Below are 23,859 nucleotides of genomic sequence, written 5' to 3' on the forward strand. Positions count from 1 at the left end.
CAAACACAATCCACCGCCACGCCCCCACATCACATAAACCGCTACCAGACAAGCTAACCGTTGTCGAGATATGGTTGAACCGGTCCTTTGCGTATACTGCAACCTATGTTCGCCCACACTGCTTTGCGCCAGCGTTGCGCCAAATGGCTTCTCGCAACCGGACTCTTTCTGCTGCTCGGTGCCTGCGTTGAAAAACCCAGCACCCTCGAGCGCGTGAAGGAGGATGGCGTGCTGCGCGTCATCACCCGCAACAGCCCGGCCACCTATTTCCAGGACCGCAACGGCGAAACCGGCTTCGAATACGAGCTGGTTCAGCATTTCGCCGAAGATCTGGGCGTAAAGCTGCAAATCGAGACCGCCGACAACCTCGACGAGCTGTACGACGCCCTCGGCAAGCCCTCCGGCCCGGTGCTGGCCGCTGCCGGCCTGGTCAGCAGCGAGCGGCGCAAGGCACAGGTCAGATACTCTCACCCGTACCTGGAGGTGACCCCGCAGGTCATCTACCGCAACGGCCGCCCGCGCCCCACAGACGCCAAGGGCCTGGTCGGCAAGAAGATCATGGTGCTCAAGGGCAGCAGCCATGCCGACCAGCTGGCCGAACTGAAGAAGCAGTACCCGGGCCTGCAATACGAAGAGTCCGACGCCGTCGAGGTGGTCGACCTGTTGCGCATGGTCGACGAAGGCCAGATCGACCTGACCTTGGTCGACTCCAACGAGCTGGCGATGAACCAGGTGTACTTCCCCAACGTGCGGGTTGCCTTCGACCTGGGCGATACCCGTGACCAGCGCTGGGCAGTGGCCGCAGGCGAAGACAACAGCCTGCTCAACGAGATCAACGAATTTCTCGACAAGGCGCAGAAGAACGGCACCCTGCAGCGCCTGAAAGACCGTTATTACGGCCATGTCGACGTGTTGGGCTATGTGGGCGCCTACACCTTCGCCCAGCACCTGCAGCAACGCCTGCCCAAGTACGAGAAGCACTTCAAGAGCTACGCCAAGGTCGAGCAGGTAGACTGGCGCCTGCTGGCCGCTATCGGCTATCAGGAATCGATGTGGCAGCCGGAGGTCACCTCCAAGACCGGCGTGCGCGGCCTGATGATGCTGACCCAGCGCACCGCCCAGGCCATGGGCGTGTCCAACCGCCTGGACCCGAAACAGAGCATTCAGGGTGGCGCCAAATACTTCATGAAGATCAAGGAAGAGCTGGACGACAGCATTCAGGAGCCGGACCGCACCTGGTTCGCCCTGGCTGCCTATAACGTCGGCAGCGGCCACCTGGAAGACGCCCGTACCCTGGCCAAGCGCGAGAAGCTCAACCCGAACAAGTGGCTGGACGTGAAGAAGATGCTGCCGCGCCTGTCGCAGAAGCAGTGGTATCGGCAAACCAAGTACGGCTACGCCCGGGGTGGCGAGCCGGTGCACTTCGTGGCCAACATCCGCCGTTACTACGACATCCTCACCTGGGTGACCCAGCCGCAGCTCGAAGGCCAGGTGGCCGAGGGCAACCTGCATGTGCCTGGGGTGAACAAGGACAAGCCGGCAGATCAGTCGCCGCCCATGTAAGCCTGTACAGGTTAAGCCTTGGCCCGGCGAGCCTTGAAGAAATCACTGAGGATCTGCCCGCACTCCTCCGCCAGCACCCCGCCTTCCACCATCACCCGATGGTTCAGGAACCCCTGCCCGAAAAACTGCCCTTGGCTCTGCACGATCCCCGCCTTGGGCTCCAGGGCGCCAAACACCACGCGCATCACCCGCGAATGCACGATCAGCCCCGCACACATGCTGCACGGTTCCAGGGTCACGTAAAGGGTGCTGCCGGGCAGCCGGTAATTACTGGCAGACTTCGCCGCTGCGCGGATGGCCACCATCTCGGCATGCGCACTGGGGTCGCTGTCGATGATCGGCCGGTTGAAGCCCTGGCCGATCACCTGGCCATGCTGCACCAGCACTGCCCCCACCGGCACTTCCCCCATGCTTGCGCCTTGCGCAGCCAGTGTCAGTGCAAGGCGCATGAATTCCTGATCGCGGCTGCGATCGATGATCTGCGGGCGCATCAGACCACCGCGATCGCGGCCATCAGGCCGGTTTCCATGTGGTCGATGACGTGGCAGTGGAACATCCAGGTGCCCGGATTATCCGCCACCAGCGCCACCTGGGCGCGTTCGTTCTTGCCCAGCAGGTAGGTGTCGGTGAACCACGGCTCCTTGATGTCGTGGCGATTGGAGCCGATCACCTTGAAGCTCATGCCGTGCAGGTGGATCGGGTGCTGGTACTGGGTCATGTTCTTCAGCTCGAAGATGTAGCTCTTGCCCTTCTGCAACGTGGCGATGGGGCGGTCCGCGCAGGTCTTGTCGGTGATGTCCCAGGCCTGGCCGTTGATCTGCCACATGCTCGACGGTTTGTCCGGGTCAGGGGTGACAGTGACGTTGGCCGCCCATTCGAAATTGAAGTTGAGCTTTTCGGCATTCTCCAGGTCCGGCTCGGCGATCGGGTTGGGCGGCAGCGCTGGCGGCCAGTCACTCGGCACGTCCTTGCTGGCCACAGAACGCAGGGTGCCCAGGCGCACGAAACCGTCTCGCAGGGAAATCTCCTCACCCGCCTCGGGAATACGGATGGCCAGGCAGATACGCATGCCGGGGCCGAGCCAGTACTCGTCTTCCAATGGGCGCGGGGTCACCGGGTTGCCGTCGAGGGCATAGATTTTTGCCTCGCAGTTGCCCTTGAGGTTGAGGCGGTAGGTCCAGGTGTTGTCCAGGTTCAGCAGGCGCACCCGCACCACGTGGCCGGCCGGCAGCTCGGTCACCGAGTCGGGCTGACCATTGATGGTGATCAAGCGCCCGGCGGTGCCGTTGCGCGCGGCCTCGCGCGGGATGCTGAAAGGCAGCCAGGCGCCCTGCTCGTCCACGTGCCAGTTCTTCAGGCTAAGGGTGCGCTCATGCTGGAAACCGGTCGGCTCGCGCTCCTCGACGATTAGCGGGCCAACCAGACCGCGCCCCAGCTCTTCGGAGCTGCTGACATGCGGGTGATACCAGTAGCTGCCGGCATCCGGTACGCGGAACTTGTAGTCAAAATACTCGCCCGGCTTGACCGGCAGTTGCGAGACGTAGGGCACACCGTCCATTTCCAGCGGCAGGCGAATGCCGTGCCAGTGAATGGTGGTTTCCACCGGCAGGTGGTTGATGAAGCGTACCCGCAGCCAGGTACCCTGGCGCACGCGAAGCTCGGTACCCGGCGCCGACGGGCCGAACGCCCAGGCCTCGGTCTTGAAGCCCGGCACCAGCTCGACGTCCAGCGGCGCTGCAATCAACTCATAATCGTGGCCGGCGTTTTCGTCTTCGACCTTGCCCAGCCAGTAACGCGCCGCGCCACCGGCGCCCAGGCCAACCACAACCAGGCCAGTCAGGCCCTTGAGCATTTGTCGACGGGTGAAGGACATCGGTGCGGGTACCTCGTGTTTTGCGCAATCAAGCTGCCAGCATGGCTGACGGTGAAGGGCGAATACGATACACCTGCAAATGGGAAAGATTAAGTGAAGTCTCGTTTTTGCCTGTGCTGGCCTCTTCGCGGGCAAGCCCGCGAAGAGGCCGATACAGAGGGCAGATACAACAAGGGCGCCTCGCGGCGCCCTTGTGGCTCAACTTATTCCCACTCGATAGTGGCCGGCGGCTTGCTCGACACGTCGTAGGTCACGCGCGAGATGCCGTCGATTTCGTTGATGATACGGCCGCTGACGGTTTCCAGCAGTTCGTACGGCAGGTGCGCCCAGCGCGCGGTCATGAAGTCCACGGTCTCGACGGCACGCAGGGCCACGACCCAGGCGTAGCGACGGCCGTCGCCAACGACGCCAACCGACTTGACCGGCTGGAACACCACGAACGCCTGGCTGGTCTTGTGGTACCAGTCGGCCTTGCGCAGTTCTTCGATGAAGATGTGGTCGGCGCGACGCAGGATGTCGGCGTATTCCTTCTTCACTTCACCCAGAATGCGCACGCCCAGGCCCGGGCCCGGGAACGGGTGGCGGTAGACCATGTCGTACGGCAGGCCCAGTTCCAGGCCGATCTTACGCACTTCGTCCTTGAACAGCTCACGCAGCGGCTCGACCAGCTTGAGGTTCATTTCCTCCGGCAGGCCGCCCACGTTGTGGTGCGACTTGATCACGTGGGCCTTGCCGCTCTTGGCGCCAGCCGACTCGATCACGTCCGGGTAGATGGTGCCCTGAGCGAGGAACTGGATGTTTTCCAGTTTGCTGGCTTCGGCATCGAAGATGTCGATGAAGGTACGGCCGATGATCTTGCGCTTCTTCTCCGGGTCGGCTTCGCCTTCCAGGTTATCGAGGAACTGCTTTTCAGCATCGGCGCGGATCACTTTGACGCCCATGTTCTCTTTGAACATGGCCATCACCTGGTCGCCTTCGTGCAGGCGCAGCAGGCCGTTGTCGACGAATACGCAGGTCAGCTGGTCGCCGATGGCGCGGTGCAGCAGCGCGGCAACCACCGAGCTGTCGACGCCGCCGGACAGGCCCAGCAGGACGTTGGCCGAACCGACTTGCTCACGCACCTGGGCGATGGCGTCTTCAACAATGTTGGAAGGCGTCCACAGGGCTTCACAGCCGCAGATGTCCTGCACGAAGCGGGACAGGATGCGACCGCCTTGCTTGGTGTGGGTCACTTCCGGGTGGAACTGCACGCCGTAATAGCCACGGGAATCGTCGAACATGCCGGCGATCGGGCAGCTTGGGGTGCTGGCCAGCACGTGGAAGTTGCCCGGCATCTGGGTAACCTTGTCGCCGTGGCTCATCCACACGTCCAGGCCCAGTACGCCGTCGCCGTCAACGTGGTCTTCGATGCCGTCGAGCAGGCGGCTCTTGCCGACCACGTCTACGCGGGCATAACCGAATTCACGCAGGTCAGAACCTTCTACCTTGCCGCCCATCTGCTCGGCCATGGTCTGCATGCCGTAGCAGATGCCCAGCACCGGTACGTTCAGGTCGAACACGGCCTGCGGAGCGCGTGGGCTGTTGGCTTCGTGGACCGACTCGGGGCCGCCGGCGAGGATGATGCCGCGCGGGTTGAATTCGCGGATCGCTTCATCGTCCATGTCGAACGGGTGCAGTTCGCAGTACACGCCGATTTCGCGCACGCGGCGGGCGATCAGCTGGGTGTACTGGGAACCGAAATCGAGGATCAGGATGCGGTGAGCGTGAATGTCGAGGGCCATGACTCAATCTCGTCAGTGGAAATCGGAAACGACGCGGGGCTGTCGTGACAGCCCCGCATGCTTATATTGCTGGAAGCCTCAGCCTACACGGTAGTTAGGGGCTTCTTTGGTGATCTGCACGTCATGCACGTGGGACTCGGCCATGCCGGCACCGGTGATACGCACGAATTCCGGCTTGGTGCGCATCTCTTCGATGGTTGCGCTGCCGGTGTAGCCCATGGACGAACGCAGGCCGCCCATCAGCTGGTGGATGATCGCGGCCAGGGCGCCTTTGTAAGGTACGCGGCCTTCGATGCCTTCCGGTACCAGCTTCTCGGCGCCGGCCGAGGAGTCCTGGAAGTAACGGTCGGACGAGCCTTGCGCCTGTGCCATGGCACCCAGCGAGCCCATGCCACGGTAGGCCTTGTAAGAACGGCCCTGGAACAGCTCGACTTCACCCGGAGCCTCTTCGGTACCGGCGAACATCGAACCCATCATCACGCAGGAAGCACCGGCAACGATGGCCTTGGACAGGTCACCGGAGAAGCGGATACCGCCGTCGGCGATCAGTGGCACGCCAGTGCCTTCCAGTGCGGCGGCAACGTTGGCGATGGCGCTGATTTGCGGCACGCCGACACCGGCAACGATACGGGTGGTGCAGATGGAGCCTGGGCCGATACCGACCTTGACGGCGTCAGCGCCCGCTTCGGCCAGGGCCTTGGCAGCGGCGCCGGTGGCGATGTTGCCGCCGATGACCTGCACTTGCGGGTAGGTTTCTTTTACCCAGCGAACGCGGTCGATCACGCCTTTGGAGTGACCGTGGGCGGTGTCGACAACCACCACGTCAACGCCAGCGGCAACCAGGGCGGCAACGCGCTCGCCGGTGTCCTTGCCGGTGCCGACCGCAGCGCCAACGCGCAGACGACCTTGGTCGTCCTTGCTGGCCAGCGGGTAGGCCTTGGCTTTTTCGATGTCCTTGACGGTCATCATGCCCTTGAGGTTGAACTTGTCGTCAACGATCAGGACCTTTTCCAGGCGGTGCTTGTGCAGCAGCTCGCGCACTTCGTTCTTGTCGGCGCCTTCGCGGACGGTGACCAGACGCTCTTTTGGCGTCATCACGTCGCGGACCTTGGCGTCCAGGCGGGTTTCGAAGCGCACGTCACGGGAAGTGACGATGCCGACCAGGTCACCGTTCGCCAGCACCGGTACGCCGGAGATGTTGTTCAGGCGGGTCAGGTCGAACAAGTCGCGCACGGTGGCGTCGGCGTCGATGGTGATCGGGTCCTTGACCACGCCAGCCTCGAACTTCTTGACCTTGCGCACTTCGCCGGCCTGCTGTTCGATGGTCATGTTCTTGTGGATGATGCCGATACCGCCTTCCTGGGCCATGGCAATGGCCAGGCGCGCTTCGGTCACGGTATCCATGGCGGCGGAAACCAGCGGAATGTTCAGCTCGATGCCACGGGTCAAACGGGTCTTGAGACTGACTTCATTGGGCAGTACCTCGGAATAACCAGGTACAAGGAGGATATCGTCGAAGGTCAGGGCTTCTTGGCTGATACGCAGCATCGCGGGGGCTCCCGGGCGGGAAAAATGGAAGCGCGCCATTATACTCATGCACGGCGCGCCGCTCAATGCAAAATAAGGGCCTTCGGTCAGCCTTGTGGCAGTTTTACCTGCACCACGGCCACCGGCTGGTCGAGCCAGTCGGCGAAGCTGTCGAGAAAGGCCTGGGTGAAGCCGGCCTCGCCCCAGTTGTTGAAGATGAACCCCAGGTTGGAAAAGGCACATGGCTGCAGGTAAATGAAGCCATTGATGTCATCTTCGAAGCCGCACAGCGGGCAGGTGAAGTTGTCACTTACCCCCGGCATCCACTCTTCCAGGCTTTCGAACAGCGGCTCGCCCACCTCGCGCCGGCACTCCGGGCAACCGGCTTCTTCAAGAAAGCCTTCGGTAGGGGTATAGATGCATCGCTTGAGCATCACCTCCAACCCGTTGACCTGCTCGCCGAAAGGCAGTTTTTCGGGGTGCAGGGCCACTTTGCGTGCCCCGGCGGCCAGGGCATGCCCCATGCGGTTACCAGTGCGACCACAGGTAGTGAGTTGCTCCTCGACGACCTTCTCGCGCACCAGCCAACGCAGGATGGCGCGGGCGCGGGCTTCATGCACCGGGACGGTGGACAGTTTGGGGACGATGATGCTCTGGGTGTTCATGAACAGGAAAAACCTGAAAAACTGCGGTAATGACGCAATTCTACCGCTCAGGCGCTCAGGTAGCGACCAATCAACGCCAGGCCGCTGGCCAGCACCAGCCAGGTGACCAAGCGTACAAAGGCTTCACGTGACAGTCGATTGGTCAGTCTGCGCCCCACCCAGAGGCCCACGAACATGACGGGTAGCAAACAGACGGCGAGCAGCAACAGGCTTTGGTCGGCATAGACACCGGCAATAAGGAACAGGGACAACCGAACGATGGTACTGCAACTGATCAGTGCACTCTGCGTCGCGCGCACCTGCTCTTTTACTTCAAGACGTGCACTCAGGTAGATCGCATAAAGGAAGCCACCACTGCCGAACAGCGCGCCGAACAACCCGCCTACCGTGCCCATCGGCACTGCCCAGATGCCCGATAGTTTCGCTGGCCGTACCTTCACCGCCAGGCCATAAACGGCGTAGGCAGTCACGAACAGCCCCATCAGTAGCAACAGCAGATCGGACTTCAGTTGCAGCAGGAATACCACGCCCAGCGTGCAGCCCACAGCCATGAACGGTAGCAGCCGCAACAACTCGCTGCGCACCACGTCCCGGCGCGATGGCAGCAGGTTGCCGAACGCGGCAACGAAGTCTAGCAACACCAACAACGGGATGATGCGTGACAACGGCATGAAGTGGATCAACACAGGGCCGGCCACCAGCGCCGTGCCGAAACCGGCGATGCCAAAAACGATATAGGCGGCACCGACACCGAACAGGATGGGCAGCCAGTCAAGGCCGGAAAACGACAGTTGGGCAAGCATGGCAGCAGTTCCTGAAAAGTCAGGCCAAGGTTAGCCAGCCATGAGCCATGCCGACTAATATGACTTTATCGCCATAGCTATCTTGAAAAGGCATGACATGACGTCGATCCGCCAGTTGCGTTACTTCGTGGAAATTGCCGATTGTGGCAGCTTCAGCGGTGCCGCCGAACGGCTATACATCGCCCAGTCGGCGCTGAGCCGGCAGATCAAGGAGCTGGAGCAGCAACTGGGCACGCCACTGTTCGAACGCACGGCACGCCTGCCACGCCTGACGCTGGCCGGGCAGGCCTTTCTCGAACGGGCACGCCGCTTGCTGGCCGACCTGGCGCAAGCAGAGCGCGTAACGCGCGACATTGGCGAGGGGTTGCAGGGCAGCCTGCGCCTGAACCATTCCAGTACCGTGCCGCTGATCGGCCCGTTGCTGGCTCGCCTGGGGGACTATCTGCGGGAAAACCCGGGGGTTTCGCTGGAGATCGCGCAGCAGTCGTCGGAGGCCCAGCTGGAAGATATTGCGGCCGGGCGGCTGGATATTGGCCTGCTGCGCTTGCCAGTGCTGCGCCAGCATGAAGGCGTGGTGCTGCATGAACTGTTCAGCGAACCGCTGTTACTGGCGGTCGCCGCTGGGCACCCGTTGGCCAATGCGCAGTACGTTCAACTGGAGCAATTGAGGGAAGAACGTTTTATTTCCATCCCGCACCGGGACCGTGGCGGGCTGAGTTACCTGTCGGCTTCGTTGTGCATGGGGGCCGGTTTCTTTCCGCGCGCGGCGCAGGTGCTGTCGCGCAAAACTACGCAATTGCAGCTGATTCAGGCGGGCTTCGGGGTGGCGTTACTGCCAGCGTGCATGCGTGAAATTGCGCCGGCTTCGGTCAGTTTCGTGGCGCTGGAGGGGAGCTGCGAGAGCACCGTAGCGCTGGCTTGCCGACGTGATGCAGGGCAGATGGTGCGCCAGTTCGTGGCAGCAATGCAGCGTTGAACCAAGCCACCACCATACCTGTCAAAACTGCCAGTTGAGTTTGCCCCGCTAGATGGTTTGAATAACATCTGGAAGCGAAGAAGGGCGTTCACCGTGGAAGGGTTCAAACCACACCAAAGCATCAAGTGCTGCGCACTTCAACGCGCAAAGCCGTACTGCCCTTACGGGCACCGCAAATCGGAAGGCCACCTCACAAGCTCGCTGGGATTCAACGGAGAACCCCAAGACCAACAATCTGGGTGCTACATACTGGGCAGTGGATATCGCACCTACAACCCACGCCTGTTGCGTTTCCATTCGGCTGATAGCTTGAGCCCCTTCGGCAAAGGTGGAATCAATAGCTATGCCTACTGTGCGGGTGACCCGGTGAACTTTACCGACCCTTCTGGACATTTAGCGCCTTTGAAACGTATTACCCAAACACGCCGAGCAACCCCTTCCAGGCGACCCAGCCTGACTTCAGTATTCGAGAGCCTTGCGCAGCAGCAAGAAACGACTGGAGCCGCACTTCAAATTGCACAAGCTGAGCGAGCTAACACCCTGCAACGGGAACTGACCCAGCGTATACAACCCCGCCCGCAGGAGCCTATCAATAGCGCTGAAGCGACCCCTTACGCGTCAATGGAGAGCCTGCAAAGCAGTGGAAACAACTCGCTCACCGATATCCCGTCTGCGACGCAACAATCGGTGCAAACTACAACTCCGAACTCGACGGATGTAACAGATATCGGAATGCAGGCACATGAGTTGCGAACCAGTTCACTCAGTCGTCGCCGAGCCTCAATTTGAGCCAATCTACAATATGTCAGGTCTGAGCTGAGGTGGCGCCAATCTGGCAAATGGAGGCTCATATTGCTTGAAGCTCTCTGCTTTCAACTGCGATGATGCCCGCCATGATCAAAGACCCCTTCGAACGACTCGGCCTGGACCGTGAGGTCCTTACCGTCAGCCAACTCAACGGCCGCGCCCGCGTGCTGCTGGAAGACGTGTTCCGCAGCGTGTGGGTGGAAGGCGAGATTTCCAACCTCGCCCGCCCGGCGTCCGGCCACATGTACTTCACCCTCAAGGACAGCGGCGCCCAGGTGCGCTGTGCGTTGTTCCGGCAGAATGCCACCCGCGTACGCCAGGCACTGCGAGACGGCCTTGCCGTTCGTGTGCGCGGCAAGGTTTCGCTGTTCGAGGGGCGTGGCGACTACCAGCTGATTCTCGACACCGTCGAGCCGGCCGGCGATGGCGCACTGCGCCTGGCGTTCGAAGCCCTGAAGGAGAAGCTCGGTGCCGAGGGGCTGTTCAGCGCCGAACGCAAGAAGCCGCTACCGGCCCACCCCCAACGCATCGGCATCATCACATCACCCACCGGTGCAGTGATCCGCGACATCATCAGCGTGTTCGGCCGCCGAGCTCCACAGGTAGAGCTGAACCTGATCCCGACAGCGGTACAGGGCCGCGAAGCCATCGCGCAGATCGTGCGTGCCATCCGTCTCGCCGACAGCCTCGGTTTCGATGCGCTGATCCTGGCCCGTGGGGGCGGCTCGCTGGAAGACTTGTGGTGCTTCAACGAAGAAGCCGTGGCGCGTGCGGTCGCCGCCTGCGTAACGCCGATTGTCAGCGCCGTGGGCCATGAAACCGATGTGTCGATCAGCGACTTCGTCGCTGACGTGCGCGCCCCCACACCGTCTGCTGCCGCGGAACTGCTGGCCCCCGACAACAGTGGCCTGCAGCAACGCCTGGATGGCCTGCAACGGCGCCTGCTGCTGCGCATGCAGAACCGCCTGACCCACGACCGCCTGCGCCTGGAATCCCTGGCCCGGCGCCTGCGCCACCCGGGCGAGCGTTTGCGCCAGCAAGCCCAGCGCCTGGACGACCTGGACATGCGCTTGCGCCGCGCCTTCATGCTCAGCCTCAACCAGCGCCGCGAGCGCCTGGCACGCCTGGATACGCGCTTGGCCGCACAGCATCCGGGGCGTAACCTGAAACTGCTGAGCCAGCGCCTGGACAGCCTGGCCGAGCGCCTGCCGCGGGCCATGCGCGACGTGCTCAAAGATCGCCGCCAACGCTTCCAGGCTCAGTTGCAAACCCTGCAGGTGGTCAGCCCGCTGGCCACCCTTGCCCGCGGCTACAGCATTTTGCTGGATGAACAAGGCCAGGCCATCCGCAGCGCCGAACAGACCCGCAACGGCCAGCGCCTGACCGCTCGCCTGAACGAAGGCGAGCTGCTGGTGCGGGTCGAAGACAACCACCTGACCCCGGTCACCCTCTCACTACTGGACTGACACATGCCCCGCCTGCTTGCGCCTTTGCTTGCCCTTTCCCTGTTGCTGCTGGCCGGCGGCGTTCAGGCCAGCTACATCACCCGCACGCTGAACAAGCCGGTGCCCGGCGGCGTTGCAGTGGTCGACCTGGGCCCCGCCGCCAGCGCGCCCAGTGCCCGCTTCGACGGCAAGCCGGTGCTGGTGGTGAAAGAGCAGGATACCTGGCTTGCCATCGTCGGCATCCCGCTGACCCAGAAGCCCGGCACCGCCACGCTGAACCAGGGCGGTCGCACGCTGCCCTTCAGCGTGGGGAGCAAAAAATACCCCGAGCAGCGCATCACCCTGAAGAACACCCGCCAGGTCAACCCGAACCCCGCCGACCTCAAGCGCATCGACCGCGAACTGGCCGAGCAGATCAAGGCCTACCGCAGCTTCAGCCCGAGCCTGCCGAGCAACCTGATCCTCGACAAGCCGGTCAACGGCCCGCTGTCGAGCAAGTTTGGCGTGCGCCGCTTCTTCAATGGCGAAGAACGCAACCCGCATGCAGGGCTGGACTTCGCGGTGCCGGCGGGGACGCCAATCAAGACCCCCGCCAATGGCAAGGTGATTCTGGTGGGGGACTACTTCTTCAATGGCCGCACAGTGTTCGTCGACCATGGGCAGGGCTTCATCAGCATGTTCTGCCACATGTCGAAGATCGATGTGCAGGTGGGGCAGCAACTGCGCCGTGGCGAGGTGGTCGGGCGGGTGGGCTCCACCGGGCGGGCGACCGGGCCGCATATGCACTGGAACGTCAGCCTGAATGATGCGCGGGTGGATCCGGCGATTTTCATTGGGGCGTTCCAGCCCTGAAACCGCAGCGCCTGCTTCGCGGGTAAACCCGCTCCTACAGGGGGCGCGCCGCATCCGAAGGCTGCGCTGCAGCTGGTAGGGGCGGGTTTACCCGCGAAGAGACCGGCACTGCCGACATCAATTCCACTGTGTTGCGCCATCGAAAAATACCGCGCAACATTCAATAATCACCCAGCAAATTCCAGCTATAAAATCTCGCACAAGATCTTTTTTTAAGCATTCCTCTCAATTTTCCTCGAACGCTTGCCATCCCCCACCCCACTGGTTAAGTTTGAAGGCATGAAAACCTTCAGCACCCTCATCCTGCTCCGACAACATCGCAGCCTCTGCCTGGTCAGCGCCCGACTACCAGGTTGAATCGCGTCGCCTCGCCTCTTCATCTCGTTATCGCTCGGCAGGCCCGATCTCGGCCGCACACAAAAGGATTGCTTCCATGACCATGCTCAAAGACCCTTCGAAGAAGTACCGCGCTTTCCCGACCATCGACCTGCCTGACCGCACCTGGCCGTCGAAGACCATCACTGCCGCGCCGATCTGGTGCAGCTCTGACCTGCGTGATGGCAACCAGTCGCTGATCGAGCCGATGGATTCGGAGAAGAAACTGCGCTTCTGGAAGACCCTGGTGCAGGTGGGTGTGAAGGAAATCGAAGCCTCGTTCCCGTCCGCTTCGCAGACCGACTTCGACTTCGTGCGCATGCTGATCGAAGAAGGCCACATCCCCGACGACACCACCATTCAGGTGCTCACCCAGGCCCGTGAAGACCTGATCGCCCGTACCTTCGAGTCGCTGCGCGGTGCCAAGAAAGCCATCGTCCACCTGTACAACGCCACCAGCCCGTCGTTCCGCCGCATCGTCTTCAACCAGGACAAGCAAGGCGTGAAGGACATCGCGGTGAACGCGGCCAAGCTGTTCGTCAAGTACGCTGCCCAGCAGCCGGAAACCCAGTGGACCTTCCAGTACTCGCCAGAAACCTTCAGCGCCACCGAAATGGAGTTCGCCAAGGAAGTCTGTGACGCAGTCATCGAAGTGTGGAACCCGACGCCTGAGCACAAGATCATCCTCAACCTGCCGGCCACCGTGGAAGTGTCCACCCCGAACATCTACGCCGACCAGATCGAGTGGTTCTGCCGCAACGTCAGCCGTCGCGACAGCGTGATCATCAGCCTGCACTGCCACAACGACCGCGGCACCGGCATTGCCGCCACCGAACTGGGCCTGATGGCGGGTGCCGACCGCGCCGAAGGCTGCCTGTTCGGCAACGGCGAGCGTACCGGTAACGTCGACCTGGTGACCTTGGCACTGAACCTCTACACCCAGGGCATCGACCCGTTGCTGGACTTCTCCGACATCGACGGCGTGCGCAAAGTGGTCGAAGAGTGCAACCAGTTGCCGGTGCACCCACGCCACCCGTATGTGGGCGATCTGGTCCACACCGCGTTCTCCGGCTCGCACCAGGACGCCATCCGCAAAGGTTTCGCCAAGCAGCAGGAAGGCGAGCTGTGGGAAGTGCCTTACTTGCCGATCGACCCGGCCGACATCGGCCGCAGCTACGAGGCGGTCATCCGCGTCAACAGCCAGTCGGGCAAAGGCGGCATCACCTACCTGCTCGAGCAGGAATACGGCATCAGCCTGCCACGCCGCATGCAGATCGAATTCAGCCAGGTCGTCCAGGGTGAAACCGACCGCCTGGGCCTGGAAATGACCGCCCAGCAGATCTACAGCCTGCTGCACAAGGAATACCTCCAGGCCAACGCGCCGTACGCGCTGGTCAGCCACCGCCTGCAGGAAGAAAACGGCCACAGCGCCGTGGAAGTGGAAGTCGCCGGCGAAGGGGAAACCACCCTGCACTGGCGCGGCAAGGGCAACGGCGCCCTGGAAGCCCTGGTAGCCGGCCTGCCGATCTCGGTGGAGATCATGGACTACAACGAGCATGCCATTGGCGCAGGCACCAATGCCAAGGCTGCTGCCTACATTGAATTGCGCGTGGCCGGTGGCCGTCCGGTGCATGGTGTGGGTATCGATGAAAACATCACCACTGCCAGCTTCAAGGCGCTGTTCAGCGCGCTGAACCGCTCGCTGAGCCAGCAGGAAGCGAAGGCGGCCTGAGCCCTGGTGTGATGAATGAAAAAGCCCGCATCGTTTGATGCGGGCTTTTTTGTTGCCTGTTCTGGCCCTACAAGAATGACAGGCAAAAAAAGGGGCGCCGACCAAGCACCCCATAAGCCGTAAAGCACACAACAAATTCAGTTGGCGTCCAGCAACGCCATCGCCTCGGCACTGCACGCCTCGATCCGCGCCCAGTCGCCGTTCTTGATCCAGCCGCTGTCGAGCATCCAGGTCCCGCCCACGCACATCACATTGGGCAAGGCCATGTAGTTGCGCACGTTGGCCGGGTTCACGCCGCCCGTAGGGCAGAAGCGGATATCACCGAACGGCCCGCCAAAGGCCTTGATCGCTGCAACACCGCCGCTGATTTCCGCCGGGAACAGCTTGAAGCGGCGGTAGCCCAGGGCGTAGCCCATCATGATTTCGGACGGGGTGCTGATGCCCGGCAGCAGCGGGATTTCACTGTCCACGCCAGCTTCGAGAATGTCCTGGGTAATGCCCGGGGTAACAACGAATTGCGCGCCCGCCGCTTCAACGGCGGCAAACATGCTGCGATCAAGCACGGTACCGGCACCAACGCACAGCTCCGGGCGCTGTTCACGCAGCACCTGGATGGCCTTCAGGCCATGCTGCGAGCGCAGGGTCACTTCCAGGGTACGGATGCCGCCAGCGGCCAGGGCATCAGCCAGTGGCAGGATGTCTTCCTCACGGGCGATGGTGATCACCGGCAGGATGCGCGCCTTTTCGCAGATGGCATCGATCCGCGCGGCTTTATCGGCCATCGAGAGCTTGGGCTGTGGGCGTTCAAGGGTGGTCATGACTGTGGATCCTTGGCTCATGGGCACCAGTAGATGTCCAGGGGGTCGTGAAGAAAAGCGCGAATCGGCATTTCAGTGAGGTCGTTGCCAGCCAGCGCGGCGCGCAGGGTAGCGAGTTTGCCCTGGCCTTGCACGGACAGCGCAGTAAAGGCGGCACTGGCCAGCAGCGAGCGGGTCATCGACAGGCGCTGGTGCGGCACGCTCGGTGCCAGCAACGGCAGGCAGCGGCGCGGGCTGGACAGGTCCAGGCCTGCTTCCAGGTTGGGGCTGGCCGGGAACAGCGAGGCGGTATGGCCATCGTCGCCCATGCCCAACACCAACACATCGATAAGTGGCAGCCCGGCCAAGGCCTGGTCGGCCTTGAGCGCGGCGGCTTCGAGGTTCTCCGCCTGCTGGTACAGGCCAACAAAGCGGGCCTTGGCCGCTGCACCCTTGAGCAGGTGGCGGGCCAGCAGGCCAGCATTGCTGTCGGCGTGCTCCACGGGCACCCAGCGCTCATCGGCCAGGCTGACGGTGACCTTGGACCAGTCCAGGTTTTCGCTGGCCAGCTTCTCCAGGAACGGCACCGGGCTGCGGCCGCCGGACAGCACCAGGCAGGCCTGGCCCTTGGCAGCAATCGCCGCACGCAGGCGCTCGGCCACGTCGTGGGCTTGAGTGGCGGCCAGCGCCTTGGCATCTGCCAGCGCGTGTACCTTCACAGCCGCTGGCAGTTTCAGTTCAGATATCCCCATACCACGCCCTCCCATCGCGTGTGATCAGTGCAATCGAGCTCATCGGCCCCCAGGAGCCCGCCGCGTAAGGCTTGGGCGCATCGCCTGCATTACGCCAGCCGGCGATCAACTGGTCGCACCATTTCCAGGCATATTCGATTTCGTCCTTGCGCACGAACAGGTTCTGGTTGCCACGCATCACTTCGAGCAGCAAGCGCTCGTAGGCATCCGGAATCCGCGTGCTGCGCCAGGTGTCGGAAAAATTCAGCTGCAACGGGCCGCTGCGCAGCTGCATGCCCTTGTCCAGGCCCTGCTCCTTGGTCATTACCCGTAAAGAAATGCCTTCGTCCGGTTGCAGGCGGATGATCAGCTTGTTACCGATCTGCAAACGCTGTTCCGGGGCGAAGATGTAGTGCGGCGTTTCCTTGAAGTGGATAACGATCTGCGACAGTTTCTGCGGCATGCGCTTGCCGGTACGCAGGTAGAACGGCACGCCCGACCAGCGCCAGTTGCGAATGTCGGCACGCAGTGCGACGAACGTTTCGGTGTCACTCTGGGCATTGGCGTTGTCTTCCTCCAGGTAGCCCGGCACCGGTTTGCCTTCGCTGTAGCCGGCAATGTACTGGCCACGCACCACACGGGTGCTTAGCCCGTCGCCGGTGATCGGTGCCAGGGCCTTGAGCACTTTTACCTTTTCGTCGCGAATGGCATCGGCCGACAGTTCGCTGGGCGGGTCCATGGCGATCAGGCACAGCAGCTGCAGCAGGTGGTTCTGGATCATGTCACGCAGTTGGCCAGCCTTGTCGAAATAGCCCCAGCGGCCTTCGATACCGACTTTTTCGGCAACGGTGATCTCCACATGGGAGATGGAATTCTGGTTCCACTGGGTTTCGAACAGGCTGTTGGCGAAGCGCAGGGCAATGAGGTTTTGCACCGTTTCTTTGCCCAGGTAGTGATCGATACGGTAAACCCGGCTTTCGGGGAAGAACCGTGCTACGGCATCGTTGACCCGGCGTGACGACTCCAGGTCGTGGCCGATAGGCTTTTCCAGCACCACACGGGTGCGCGGGGCCAGCCCGGCCTTGTCGAGGTTTTCACAGATTGCCCCATACACCGCTGCCGCCGTGGCGAAGTAGGCGATCAGCGGCAGCTCGCCTGGCAGTTGCTCGGCCAGGGCCTGGTAGCCCTCGGGCTGAAGAAAATCCAGATGCTGGTAATTCAGCCTGGCGAGAAAGCGCCCCAGCGCTGCTGGCTCGATATCCGCCTCGGGCACATGCCGGCGCAGGTGCGCCTCGATGCTGTTCAGGTGCTCCTGCGCACTGCCGGCTTCGCGGGCCAACGCCAACAAGCGGGTGTCCGGGTGCAACAGGTTGGCCCGGTCAAGCTGGTAAAGCGCAGGAAACAGCTTGCGCAATGCCAGGTCGCCGAGGGCGCCAAACAGGGCAAAGGTGCAAGGTTCGACACTGATCGCAGCCATGATGTTGGTTCTTTCCTAAAGTTGGTCTAGGAATACCGCTTTCACATGCGGTTTTCAAGGGATAATGTAGTAAAAACCACAACATTACACGCAAGTGTTACAGACAAGTGGTACGCCAACCGCGCCGACAGTACGATAGACGACCGTGCAAAAAGCCTGCTGCTTCCACAGCCGGCTGTCTTCCCGACCCAAGGACACACCCATGGACCGCGTGCGAAACCTCCTGGAGCAGATCCAGGGACGCCTCGACGAGCTGAACAAGGCCGAACGCAAAGTCGCCGAAGTCATCCTGCTCAACCCGCAACAAGCCACCCGTTTCAGCATTGCTGCGCTGGCCCAGGCAGCCAAGGTCAGCGAACCGACCGTCAACCGCTTTTGCCGCTCGTTCGGCGTCAGCGGCTACCCCGAACTGAAGCTGCAGCTGGCACAGAGCCTGGCCAGCGGCGCCGCCTACGTCAGCCGCGCAGTAGAGGCCGACGATGACCCGGCCGCCTATACCCAGAAGATCTTCGCCAGCGCCATCGCCTCGCTCGACAGCGCCTGCCAGCAACTGGACCCGCAACAGGTCAGCCGCGCCGTGGACATGATGATCCAGGCCCGGCAAATCCACTTCTTCGGCCTGGGCGCCTCGGCGCCGGTAGCCCTGGATGCGCAGCACAAGTTCTTCCGCTTCAACCTGGCCGTGTCGGCCCATGCTGACGTGCTGATGCAGCGCATGCTGGCCTCGGTGGCGCACACCGGCGACCTGTTCGTGATCATTTCCTACACCGGGCGCACCCGTGAACTGGTCGAAGTGGCCCGGCTGGCCCGTGAAAACGGCGCCTCGGTACTGGGCCTGACCGCTGCCGGCTCGCCCCTGGCCAACGCCTGCAGCCTGAGCCTGCACATTCCGCTGCCGGAAGACACCGACATCTACATGCCGATGACTTCGCGGATCATTCAGCTGACAGTGCTCGATGTGCTGGCCACCGGCATGACCCTGCGCCGCGGCGTGGACTTCCAGCCGCACCTGCGCAAGATCAAGGAAAGCCTCAACGCCAGCCGCTACCCGATCGAGGACGACGAGCTCAACTGAGCCGGTGCGCCTGCAGGCGCAGGTGGGCACGCTGCCCCGGCGCCAGGCTCAGGCCCTCGCCACTGCCGCTGGCGGCCTCGACACAGACGAAGCGTTGGCATTCACGCCCGGTCACGCCCATCAACGGGCGGTTGCCCGGGTGCCAGACCACGGTGTCGTCGCTGTCCCCCGTATCGATGCACAGCTCACGCTGCCAGGCCGGGTCCTGCAGTTGCACACGCGGTGTGCCGGGGTAGACCTTCTGGCAGCCCCCCTTGAGCTTCAGCGCGCCATCTTCTCGGCAGGCCTGGCGGTTCAAGCGGTCGTAACCTTCGATGTCCTCAAGCCCGGATAGCGCTATCTCGGACACGTCACTGATGCGCCAGTAAGCCAGCAGTGCATGGCTCAACTGGCAGGGTTCGCTGTCCTGATGCTCGGTGCTCAGGCTCAGTTCCATGCGGCTACCCAGCCGGGCATGCAGGTCTACCTGCCAGTCACACAGGTCCAGTCGCCACTTCAGGGTCACGCCCTCCTCGTCCTCACGGCTGTCCACCAGCTTCCAGTCCAGCAGCCGTGCCCAGCCATGGGCAGGCCACAAGTCTTCGCTGGGGTGGCGGCCATACCACGGCCAGCACACCGGCACGCCACCACGGATCGCCCCTACCTGCGGCCACTGCTCGGCGCACCACAGCCAAGGGCGTTCACCCGCTGGCTGAAAGTGCAGCAGTTGCGCGCCCTGGCGACTGAATACCGCCTGGCAACGGGGGTGATCGATGATCAGCACATCGCGCTGCTGGTAACGCTCCCACTCGAATGTCGGCCTGGGCCGCTGCGAGGAAAAGAAGCGATGGAGCGGATGTTCGGGCATGGTTCAGAGCTCTTGTTGTTTGAGATAGCGCTGTCTCGGCCTATCCCTGGCACCCACTGCAGGCCAGTGGGTGCCGGGAACCGAAAAGGGATTGGCGTAAATTTACAACAATTGCCCTCAGAATGACGACTGAATCTTCAAACCAGCGACCAGCGCATTGTCCACCTCGTCCACCCCGCCAGGGCTCTTGATGTACTGCAGGTTGGGCCGCACGGTCAGCCAGTTGGTGACGTGAAAGCCGTAATAGAGCTCGGCGTTGTACTCGGTGCGCTGCAGCGGCACGAAGCCTGGGTTGTCGTAATCGCTGATACCGCTCTGGGCATTGAGCAGTTCGGCACGCTTCTTCACGTCGTCATTCACATGAATACGCGCCACGCCGAAGCCGATGTCATCCTTGGGCCGGGCATCGAAGGCGCCCTTGTAGACCAGCCCCACCTGCTGGTAATTGTCGACCACGTTGGTGGCCTTGTCGTGCACGGTGAAGTTGGCGAACAGGCTAAGGCCACGGTTGACGTCACCCGCCTGTGCAGTGACCTGCTGCTGTGCCACCACCCACCAGCCATGCTTGCTGGAATGCGACTTGAAGGCCTCGCCGCTCAACGCCTGCGGGTTGCCGTTGACGTCGTCGAACACATCGTCGGCCTTGGCCGTGCTGTAGTAGTAGCCCAGGCGGTACTCGCCCGGCAGGCCGTTGACTTTGGGCGACCACACCGCCTCTACCGGGAGGATCGCGCCCTTGGTTCCGCTGCCGCTGAGCTTGAAGCCGTTGCCGGTTTCCAGGTTGGAGGGGTTCTGCTCGAAGGCGCCGACCTGCACGAAAAATTCCGGGGTGATGTTGTATTTCACCCGCAGCGCCCACTGGCTGACCGGCCAGTTGTACCAGATGCCGCCCACCCAGTTGCCCACCTGCGAGCCGCAGAACGCCAGGTTCTGGAAGTCGCAGGGGAAGCTGTTGAAGTCCTCGCCCTCGCCGAAGCGGCCGAATTTCACATCCAGCGCGCCATCGAAGTACTTCTGCTTGATCCACATCTGGGTCAGGCGCCAGGTCTGGCCACGGCCCCACACCTCTTGCACCGAACTGAACTGCCCAGCGCGCGGGTCGCTGATGCGGTCGTTGGACAGGTTACGACCACTGCGCTCGGTGATCGCCAACTTGAACTCGGCATCGTGCCAGCCAAGAATCTTTTGCAAGTCCAGGTGTGCGCCAAGGGCAAACTGGTCGCTGTAGCGGGCCGTCTTGTCGTCGTTGTAGCCGCCGTGCAGGTTGCCAGCCACCTCGCCGACGTAGTCGAGGGTGAAGTCGTAGCCCTTCTCCAGCAATTCGGTGCGGGTGCCGCCCCAGTCGCCGGTCATCCATTTCGATTCGCTGGAAAAGGCCTCGGCAGCCTGCGCGCCGCTGCTGCCGACAACGGCGAGCAAAGCCAGCGAGCCCAATGTCCTGATGCGTTTGCGCTGTTCCATCCCTTTGCGTCCTCTTTTTTCTTATTGATGGTGTAGACGAGTCAACGGCCTTTGAAGTGAGCCACGTTGTCCTTTACCGCTGCGCCTGGGCTGGCCGGGTGCAGGCGCGCGCCCGTGCCGGCATCGAACAGCAGCACCCGGGCCGGGTCGAATTGCAGGTTGAGGGTGTCCCCCACCCGGCACGCCACATCGGGCGCCAGGCGGCAGCACACCTTGGTCTGGTTGAGGGTGACGAACACGAGCAGGTCCGGCCCGGTGGGCTCGGTTACCTGCACCTCGGCACGAATGCCCGGCAGGCCGTTGCCCTCGACGGTGCCCAAGGCAATCTGCTCGGGGCGGATGCCGAGGATGATCTCGCGGCCGTCCAGTTCGTCACCGGCGACGCCCAAGGGCAGCTCGCAGCGTGCCTGGCCGCTGTCGAGCACGGCCAACAAGCGCCCCTCCTGCTGCGTGAGGCGCACCGGGATGAAGTTCATCGGCGGCGAACCGATGAAACTGGCGACAAACTGGTTGGCCGGGTCGTTGTAGATCTGCTGGGGGGTGCCGAACTGCTGGATGATGCCGTCCTTCATCACCGCCACCTTGTCGCCCAGGGTCATGGCCTCGATCTGGTCATGGGTGACGTACACGGTGGTGGTTTTCAAACGCTGGTGCATCAGCTTCATTTCGGTGCGCATCTCGACCCGCAGCTTGGCATCGAGGTTGGACAGCGGTTCGTCGAACAGGTAAATCTTCGGCCGCCGCGCCAGCGCCCGCCCCATGGCTACCCGTTGCTGCTGGCCACCGGACAGCTGCGCCGGCTTGCGCGCCAGCAGGTGCTCGATCTGCAGCAGCTTGGCCACCCGCGCCACCTCTTCGTCGATGGCGGTCTGTGGCAGCTTGCGGATCTTCAGGCCAAACTCGATGTTCTCGCGCACACTCATGGTCGGGTACAACGCGTAGGACTGGAACACCATGGCGATGTCGCGGTCCTTGGGGCTCATGCCGCTGACGTCCTGCTCGTCGATGAGAATCGCACCGGCAGTGATCTGCTCCAGGCCGGCAATGCAGTTCATCAAGGTTGACTTGCCGCAGCCCGAGGGGCCGACCAGGATCAGGAACTCGCCATCCCTGATCGACAGCTGGATGTCCTTGAGGGTATCCGGCAGGCCACTGCCGTAGGTCTTGTTCACATTGCGAAGTTCGAGCGTTGCCATGGCTTACCCCTTGACCGCGCCGGCCGTCAGCCCGCGCACGAAATATTTGCCTGCCACCACATAGACCAGCAGGGTTGGCAGGCCGGCAATCATCGCCGCCGCCATGTCGACGTTGTATTCCTTGGCCCCGGTGCTGGTGTTGACCAGGTTGTTCAGGGCCACGGTGATCGGTTGCGAGTCGCCACTGGAGAACACCACACCGAACAGGAAGTCATTCCAGATCTGGGTGAACTGCCAGATCAGGCAGACCATGATGATGGGCGTCGACATCGGCAGGATGATGCGGCGGAAAATGGTGAAGAAGCCGGCACCGTCCAGGCGTGCTGCCTTGACCAGCGCATCGGGAATGCTTACGTAGAAGTTGCGGAAGAACAGCGTGGTGAAGGCCAGGCCATAGACCACATGCACCAGTACCAGGCCGCCGGTAGTGCTGGCCAGGCCGAGCTTGCCGAGGGTGAACGAAGCCGGCAGCAGCACGGTCTGGAACGGCAGGAAGCAGCCGAACAGCAGCAGGCCGAAGAACAGCTGCGAGCCGCGAAAGCGCCACATCGACAGCACATAGCCGTTCAGCGCGCCGATGGCCGTGGAAATCAGCACGGCGGGCACAGTGATCATGATCGAGTTCCAGAAGTAACCGCTGACCGTGCCCCAGGCCTTGACCCAGCCAATGCCGGTCATCACCTGCGGCCAACTCAGCAAGTTGCCGGTGCTGATGTCTTCCGGGGTCTTGAAGCTGGTCAGCAGCATCACCACCAGCGGCACCAGGTACAGCGCCACGGCCAGCAGCAGCACCGCATGGATGGCGATACGGCTCATGCTGAGCACGGGCTTTTCGACAGGGCTATGCATGGCGTTTGCTCCGCAGCTCCGAGTACAGGTAAGGCACGAGGATCGCCAGGATCGCCCCGAGCATGAGAATGGCACTGGCCGAGCCCATGCCCATCTGACCGCGGCTGAAGGTGAACGCGTACATGAACATCGCAGGCAGGTCGGATGAGTAACCCGGGCCGCCAGCGGTCATCGCCGCCACCAGGTCGAAGCTTTTGATGGCGATGTGCGAAAGGATCATCAGCGCACTGAAAAACACCGGGCGCAGGCTGGGCAGAACCACGGTCCAGTAGATGCGCGGCATGCTGGCGCCATCCATTTGCGCCGCGCGGATGATCGAAGGGTCGACACCGCGCAGGCCGGCCAGGAACATCGCCATGATGAAGCCCGAGGCCTGCCACACGGCCGCGATCACCAGGCAGTACACGACCCGGTCGGGGTCGATCAGCCAGTCCAGCCGAAAGCCCTCCCAGCCCCAGTCGCGCAGCAGCTTGTCCAGGCCCATGCCGGGGTTGAGCAGCCACTTCCAGGCGGTGCCGGTAACGATCATCGACAGCGCCATGGGGTAGAGGTAAATGGTGCGGATGAAGCCTTCGCGGCGGATGCGCTGGTCCAGCAGCACTGCCAGCAACACACCGATGGCCAGGCTGATGGCGATGAACAGGCCACCGAACAGCAGCAGGTTCTTGCTGGCTACCCACCAGCGGTCGTTGTCGAATAGCCGGGCGTATTGCGCCAGGCCGGCCCATTTGTAGGTGGGCAGGAAGGTCGAGGTGGTGAAGGACAGCACGAAGGTCCAGAGGATGTAGCCGTAGAAGCCCACCAGGACGATGAACATGCTCGGCGCCAGCACCAGTTTGGGCAGCCAGCGCTGAAGCGCGTCCAGGGGTGAGGCCCGCAGTTGGGCGGTCGTTGTGGTCATAGATCGGATCCCGAGGTAATGGCGATGCTCTGCATCGCTTCGCGGGCAAGCCCGCTCCGACATGGGCCCTGCTCGCCGCAAGTCTCAGGCAGAACGCCAGACCTGAGGGAGCGGGCTTGCCCGCGA

General features: G+C 62.6%; 21 protein-coding genes. 7 read left to right on the plus strand and 14 right to left on the minus strand.

Features of this window, described 5'->3' with window-relative positions; all coding sequences use genetic code 11:
• Positions 1 to 105 precede the first annotated feature (105 nt).
• A complete protein-coding gene (gene mltF, locus B9A31_RS17325; protein ID WP_019098095.1) occupies positions 106 to 1,563 on the plus strand; it encodes a membrane-bound lytic murein transglycosylase MltF in 1,458 nt (485 codons plus the stop codon).
• An 11-nt stretch (positions 1,564 to 1,574) separates the two neighbouring features.
• Here the strand turns inward: mltF and tadA are convergent, their stop codons facing one another.
• From tadA to B9A31_RS17355, 6 genes are all read right to left on the minus strand, one after another.
• Positions 1,575 to 2,054, minus strand: coding sequence for a tRNA adenosine(34) deaminase TadA (gene tadA, locus B9A31_RS17330; RefSeq protein ID WP_016713031.1), 480 nt, complete (start codon positions 2,052 to 2,054; stop codon positions 1,575 to 1,577).
• Positions 2,054 to 3,436, minus strand: a complete 1,383-nt coding sequence (locus B9A31_RS17335; RefSeq protein WP_025753760.1) for a multicopper oxidase family protein — start codon at positions 3,434 to 3,436, stop codon at positions 2,054 to 2,056. Before B9A31_RS17335 ends, tadA begins: the two co-directional genes overlap by 1 nt.
• A 203-nt stretch (positions 3,437 to 3,639) precedes the next feature.
• On the minus strand, positions 3,640 to 5,217 hold the full coding sequence (gene guaA / locus B9A31_RS17340; protein ID WP_016713073.1) for a glutamine-hydrolyzing GMP synthase: 1,578 nt from the start codon (positions 5,215 to 5,217) through the stop codon (positions 3,640 to 3,642).
• A gap of 78 nt (positions 5,218 to 5,295) precedes the next feature.
• Complete coding sequence (gene guaB, locus B9A31_RS17345) at positions 5,296 to 6,765, minus strand: IMP dehydrogenase (RefSeq protein WP_016713074.1); 1,470 nt, start codon at positions 6,763 to 6,765, stop codon at positions 5,296 to 5,298.
• An 86-nt stretch (positions 6,766 to 6,851) separates the two neighbouring features.
• Positions 6,852 to 7,409 carry a hypothetical protein gene (locus B9A31_RS17350; RefSeq protein WP_019098221.1) on the minus strand — a complete coding sequence of 186 codons (558 nt, stop codon included), beginning with the start codon at positions 7,407 to 7,409 and terminating at the stop codon, positions 6,852 to 6,854.
• 47 nt (positions 7,410 to 7,456) lie between these two features.
• Entirely contained in the window at positions 7,457 to 8,212 is a 756-nt protein-coding gene (locus B9A31_RS17355) for a sulfite exporter TauE/SafE family protein (RefSeq protein ID WP_025753761.1), read from the minus strand.
• Between the two features lie 97 nt (positions 8,213 to 8,309).
• On the opposite strand from B9A31_RS17355, the gene B9A31_RS17360 reads away from it, so the two are divergent.
• The 5 genes from B9A31_RS17360 to leuA all read left to right on the plus strand — a co-directional run bounded on the left by B9A31_RS17360 (position 8,310) and on the right by leuA (position 14,399).
• Complete coding sequence (locus B9A31_RS17360) at positions 8,310 to 9,188, plus strand: LysR family transcriptional regulator (protein WP_025753762.1); 879 nt, start codon at positions 8,310 to 8,312, stop codon at positions 9,186 to 9,188.
• Positions 9,189 to 9,281: 93 nt separating this feature from the next.
• Complete coding sequence (locus B9A31_RS27775; RefSeq protein WP_371058801.1) at positions 9,282 to 9,977, plus strand: RHS repeat-associated core domain-containing protein; 696 nt, start codon at positions 9,282 to 9,284, stop codon at positions 9,975 to 9,977.
• Between the two features lie 104 nt (positions 9,978 to 10,081).
• Entirely contained in the window at positions 10,082 to 11,461 is a 1,380-nt protein-coding gene (gene xseA / locus B9A31_RS17370) for an exodeoxyribonuclease VII large subunit (RefSeq protein WP_026020419.1), read from the plus strand.
• 3 nt (positions 11,462 to 11,464) lie between these two features.
• Positions 11,465 to 12,292 (plus strand): M23 family metallopeptidase, encoded by an 828-nt coding sequence (locus B9A31_RS17375; RefSeq protein WP_084297173.1) that lies wholly within the window; start codon positions 11,465 to 11,467, stop codon positions 12,290 to 12,292.
• Positions 12,293 to 12,725: 433 nt separating this feature from the next.
• Complete coding sequence (gene leuA / locus B9A31_RS17380) at positions 12,726 to 14,399, plus strand: 2-isopropylmalate synthase (RefSeq protein WP_016713080.1); 1,674 nt, start codon at positions 12,726 to 12,728, stop codon at positions 14,397 to 14,399.
• A 137-nt stretch (positions 14,400 to 14,536) separates the two neighbouring features.
• Here the strand turns inward: leuA and B9A31_RS17385 are convergent, their stop codons facing one another.
• The 3 genes from B9A31_RS17385 to zwf are packed head-to-tail and all read right to left on the minus strand — an operon-like array spanning position 14,537 to position 17,404.
• Positions 14,537 to 15,217: a bifunctional 4-hydroxy-2-oxoglutarate aldolase/2-dehydro-3-deoxy-phosphogluconate aldolase gene (locus B9A31_RS17385; protein ID WP_019098216.1), complete on the minus strand. Its 681-nt coding sequence runs from the start codon at positions 15,215 to 15,217 to the stop codon at positions 14,537 to 14,539.
• A gap of 17 nt (positions 15,218 to 15,234) precedes the next feature.
• Entirely contained in the window at positions 15,235 to 15,948 is a 714-nt protein-coding gene (pgl, locus tag B9A31_RS17390; RefSeq protein WP_016713082.1) for a 6-phosphogluconolactonase, read from the minus strand.
• Positions 15,935 to 17,404 carry a glucose-6-phosphate dehydrogenase gene (zwf, locus tag B9A31_RS17395; protein WP_016713083.1) on the minus strand — a complete coding sequence of 490 codons (1,470 nt, stop codon included), beginning with the start codon at positions 17,402 to 17,404 and terminating at the stop codon, positions 15,935 to 15,937. The genes pgl and zwf overlap by 14 nt, the downstream gene beginning before the upstream one ends.
• Positions 17,405 to 17,615: 211 nt before the next feature.
• Here zwf and hexR point away from each other — a divergent pair, with 211 nt between their 5' ends.
• Positions 17,616 to 18,479, plus strand: coding sequence for a DNA-binding transcriptional regulator HexR (hexR, locus tag B9A31_RS17400; RefSeq protein WP_169774905.1), 864 nt, complete (start codon positions 17,616 to 17,618; stop codon positions 18,477 to 18,479).
• On the opposite strand, the gene B9A31_RS17405 is transcribed toward hexR, so the two are convergent.
• The 5 genes from B9A31_RS17405 to B9A31_RS17425 form a co-directional block, all read right to left on the minus strand.
• Complete coding sequence (locus B9A31_RS17405) at positions 18,472 to 19,326, minus strand: D-hexose-6-phosphate mutarotase (protein ID WP_016713084.1); 855 nt, start codon at positions 19,324 to 19,326, stop codon at positions 18,472 to 18,474. The two genes, hexR and B9A31_RS17405, sit on opposite strands and share 8 nt — an antisense overlap.
• A 117-nt stretch (positions 19,327 to 19,443) precedes the next feature.
• A complete protein-coding gene (locus B9A31_RS17410; RefSeq protein ID WP_019098215.1) occupies positions 19,444 to 20,787 on the minus strand; it encodes a carbohydrate porin in 1,344 nt (447 codons plus the stop codon).
• Between the two features lie 41 nt (positions 20,788 to 20,828).
• On the minus strand, positions 20,829 to 21,983 hold the full coding sequence (locus tag B9A31_RS17415; RefSeq protein WP_025753764.1) for an ABC transporter ATP-binding protein: 1,155 nt from the start codon (positions 21,981 to 21,983) through the stop codon (positions 20,829 to 20,831).
• A gap of 3 nt (positions 21,984 to 21,986) precedes the next feature.
• Positions 21,987 to 22,832, minus strand: coding sequence for a carbohydrate ABC transporter permease (locus tag B9A31_RS17420; RefSeq protein WP_016713086.1), 846 nt, complete (start codon positions 22,830 to 22,832; stop codon positions 21,987 to 21,989).
• Positions 22,825 to 23,733, minus strand: coding sequence for a carbohydrate ABC transporter permease (locus tag B9A31_RS17425; protein ID WP_019098213.1), 909 nt, complete (start codon positions 23,731 to 23,733; stop codon positions 22,825 to 22,827). Before B9A31_RS17425 ends, B9A31_RS17420 begins: the two co-directional genes overlap by 8 nt.
• Positions 23,734 to 23,859 lie beyond the last annotated feature (126 nt).

The sequence above is a fragment of the Pseudomonas sp. URIL14HWK12:I5 genome, from assembly GCF_900176445.1.
In the GTDB taxonomy this organism is placed as follows: domain Bacteria; phylum Pseudomonadota; class Gammaproteobacteria; order Pseudomonadales; family Pseudomonadaceae; genus Aquipseudomonas; species Aquipseudomonas monteilii.

Excerpts from the sequence above, each read along its gene's own strand:
- B9A31_RS17410 (WP_019098215.1), bottom strand. The coding sequence starts at position 20,787 with ATGGAACAGCGCAAACGCATCAGGACATTGGGCTCGCTGGCTTTGCTC.
- guaB (WP_016713074.1), bottom strand. The coding sequence starts at position 6,765 with ATGCTGCGTATCAGCCAAGAAGCCCTGACCTTCGACGATATCCTCCTT.
- B9A31_RS17405 (WP_016713084.1), bottom strand. The coding sequence starts at position 19,326 with ATGCCCGAACATCCGCTCCATCGCTTCTTTTCCTCGCAGCGGCCCAGG.
- B9A31_RS17355 (WP_025753761.1), bottom strand. The coding sequence starts at position 8,212 with ATGCTTGCCCAACTGTCGTTTTCCGGCCTTGACTGGCTGCCCATCCTG.
- B9A31_RS17425 (WP_019098213.1), bottom strand. The coding sequence starts at position 23,733 with ATGACCACAACGACCGCCCAACTGCGGGCCTCACCCCTGGACGCGCTT.
- mltF (WP_019098095.1), top strand. The coding sequence starts at position 106 with ATGTTCGCCCACACTGCTTTGCGCCAGCGTTGCGCCAAATGGCTTCTC.
- B9A31_RS17375 (WP_084297173.1), top strand. The coding sequence starts at position 11,465 with ATGCCCCGCCTGCTTGCGCCTTTGCTTGCCCTTTCCCTGTTGCTGCTG.
- B9A31_RS17360 (WP_025753762.1), top strand. The coding sequence starts at position 8,310 with ATGACGTCGATCCGCCAGTTGCGTTACTTCGTGGAAATTGCCGATTGT.
- xseA (WP_026020419.1), top strand. The coding sequence starts at position 10,082 with ATGATCAAAGACCCCTTCGAACGACTCGGCCTGGACCGTGAGGTCCTT.
- tadA (WP_016713031.1), bottom strand. The coding sequence starts at position 2,054 with ATGCGCCCGCAGATCATCGATCGCAGCCGCGATCAGGAATTCATGCGC.
- B9A31_RS17335 (WP_025753760.1), bottom strand. The coding sequence starts at position 3,436 with ATGTCCTTCACCCGTCGACAAATGCTCAAGGGCCTGACTGGCCTGGTT.
- guaA (WP_016713073.1), bottom strand. The coding sequence starts at position 5,217 with ATGGCCCTCGACATTCACGCTCACCGCATCCTGATCCTCGATTTCGGT.
- B9A31_RS17385 (WP_019098216.1), bottom strand. The coding sequence starts at position 15,217 with ATGACCACCCTTGAACGCCCACAGCCCAAGCTCTCGATGGCCGATAAA.
- B9A31_RS17415 (WP_025753764.1), bottom strand. The coding sequence starts at position 21,983 with ATGGCAACGCTCGAACTTCGCAATGTGAACAAGACCTACGGCAGTGGC.
- pgl (WP_016713082.1), bottom strand. The coding sequence starts at position 15,948 with ATGGGGATATCTGAACTGAAACTGCCAGCGGCTGTGAAGGTACACGCG.
- leuA (WP_016713080.1), top strand. The coding sequence starts at position 12,726 with ATGACCATGCTCAAAGACCCTTCGAAGAAGTACCGCGCTTTCCCGACC.
- B9A31_RS17420 (WP_016713086.1), bottom strand. The coding sequence starts at position 22,832 with ATGCATAGCCCTGTCGAAAAGCCCGTGCTCAGCATGAGCCGTATCGCC.
- B9A31_RS17350 (WP_019098221.1), bottom strand. The coding sequence starts at position 7,409 with ATGAACACCCAGAGCATCATCGTCCCCAAACTGTCCACCGTCCCGGTG.
- zwf (WP_016713083.1), bottom strand. The coding sequence starts at position 17,404 with ATGGCTGCGATCAGTGTCGAACCTTGCACCTTTGCCCTGTTTGGCGCC.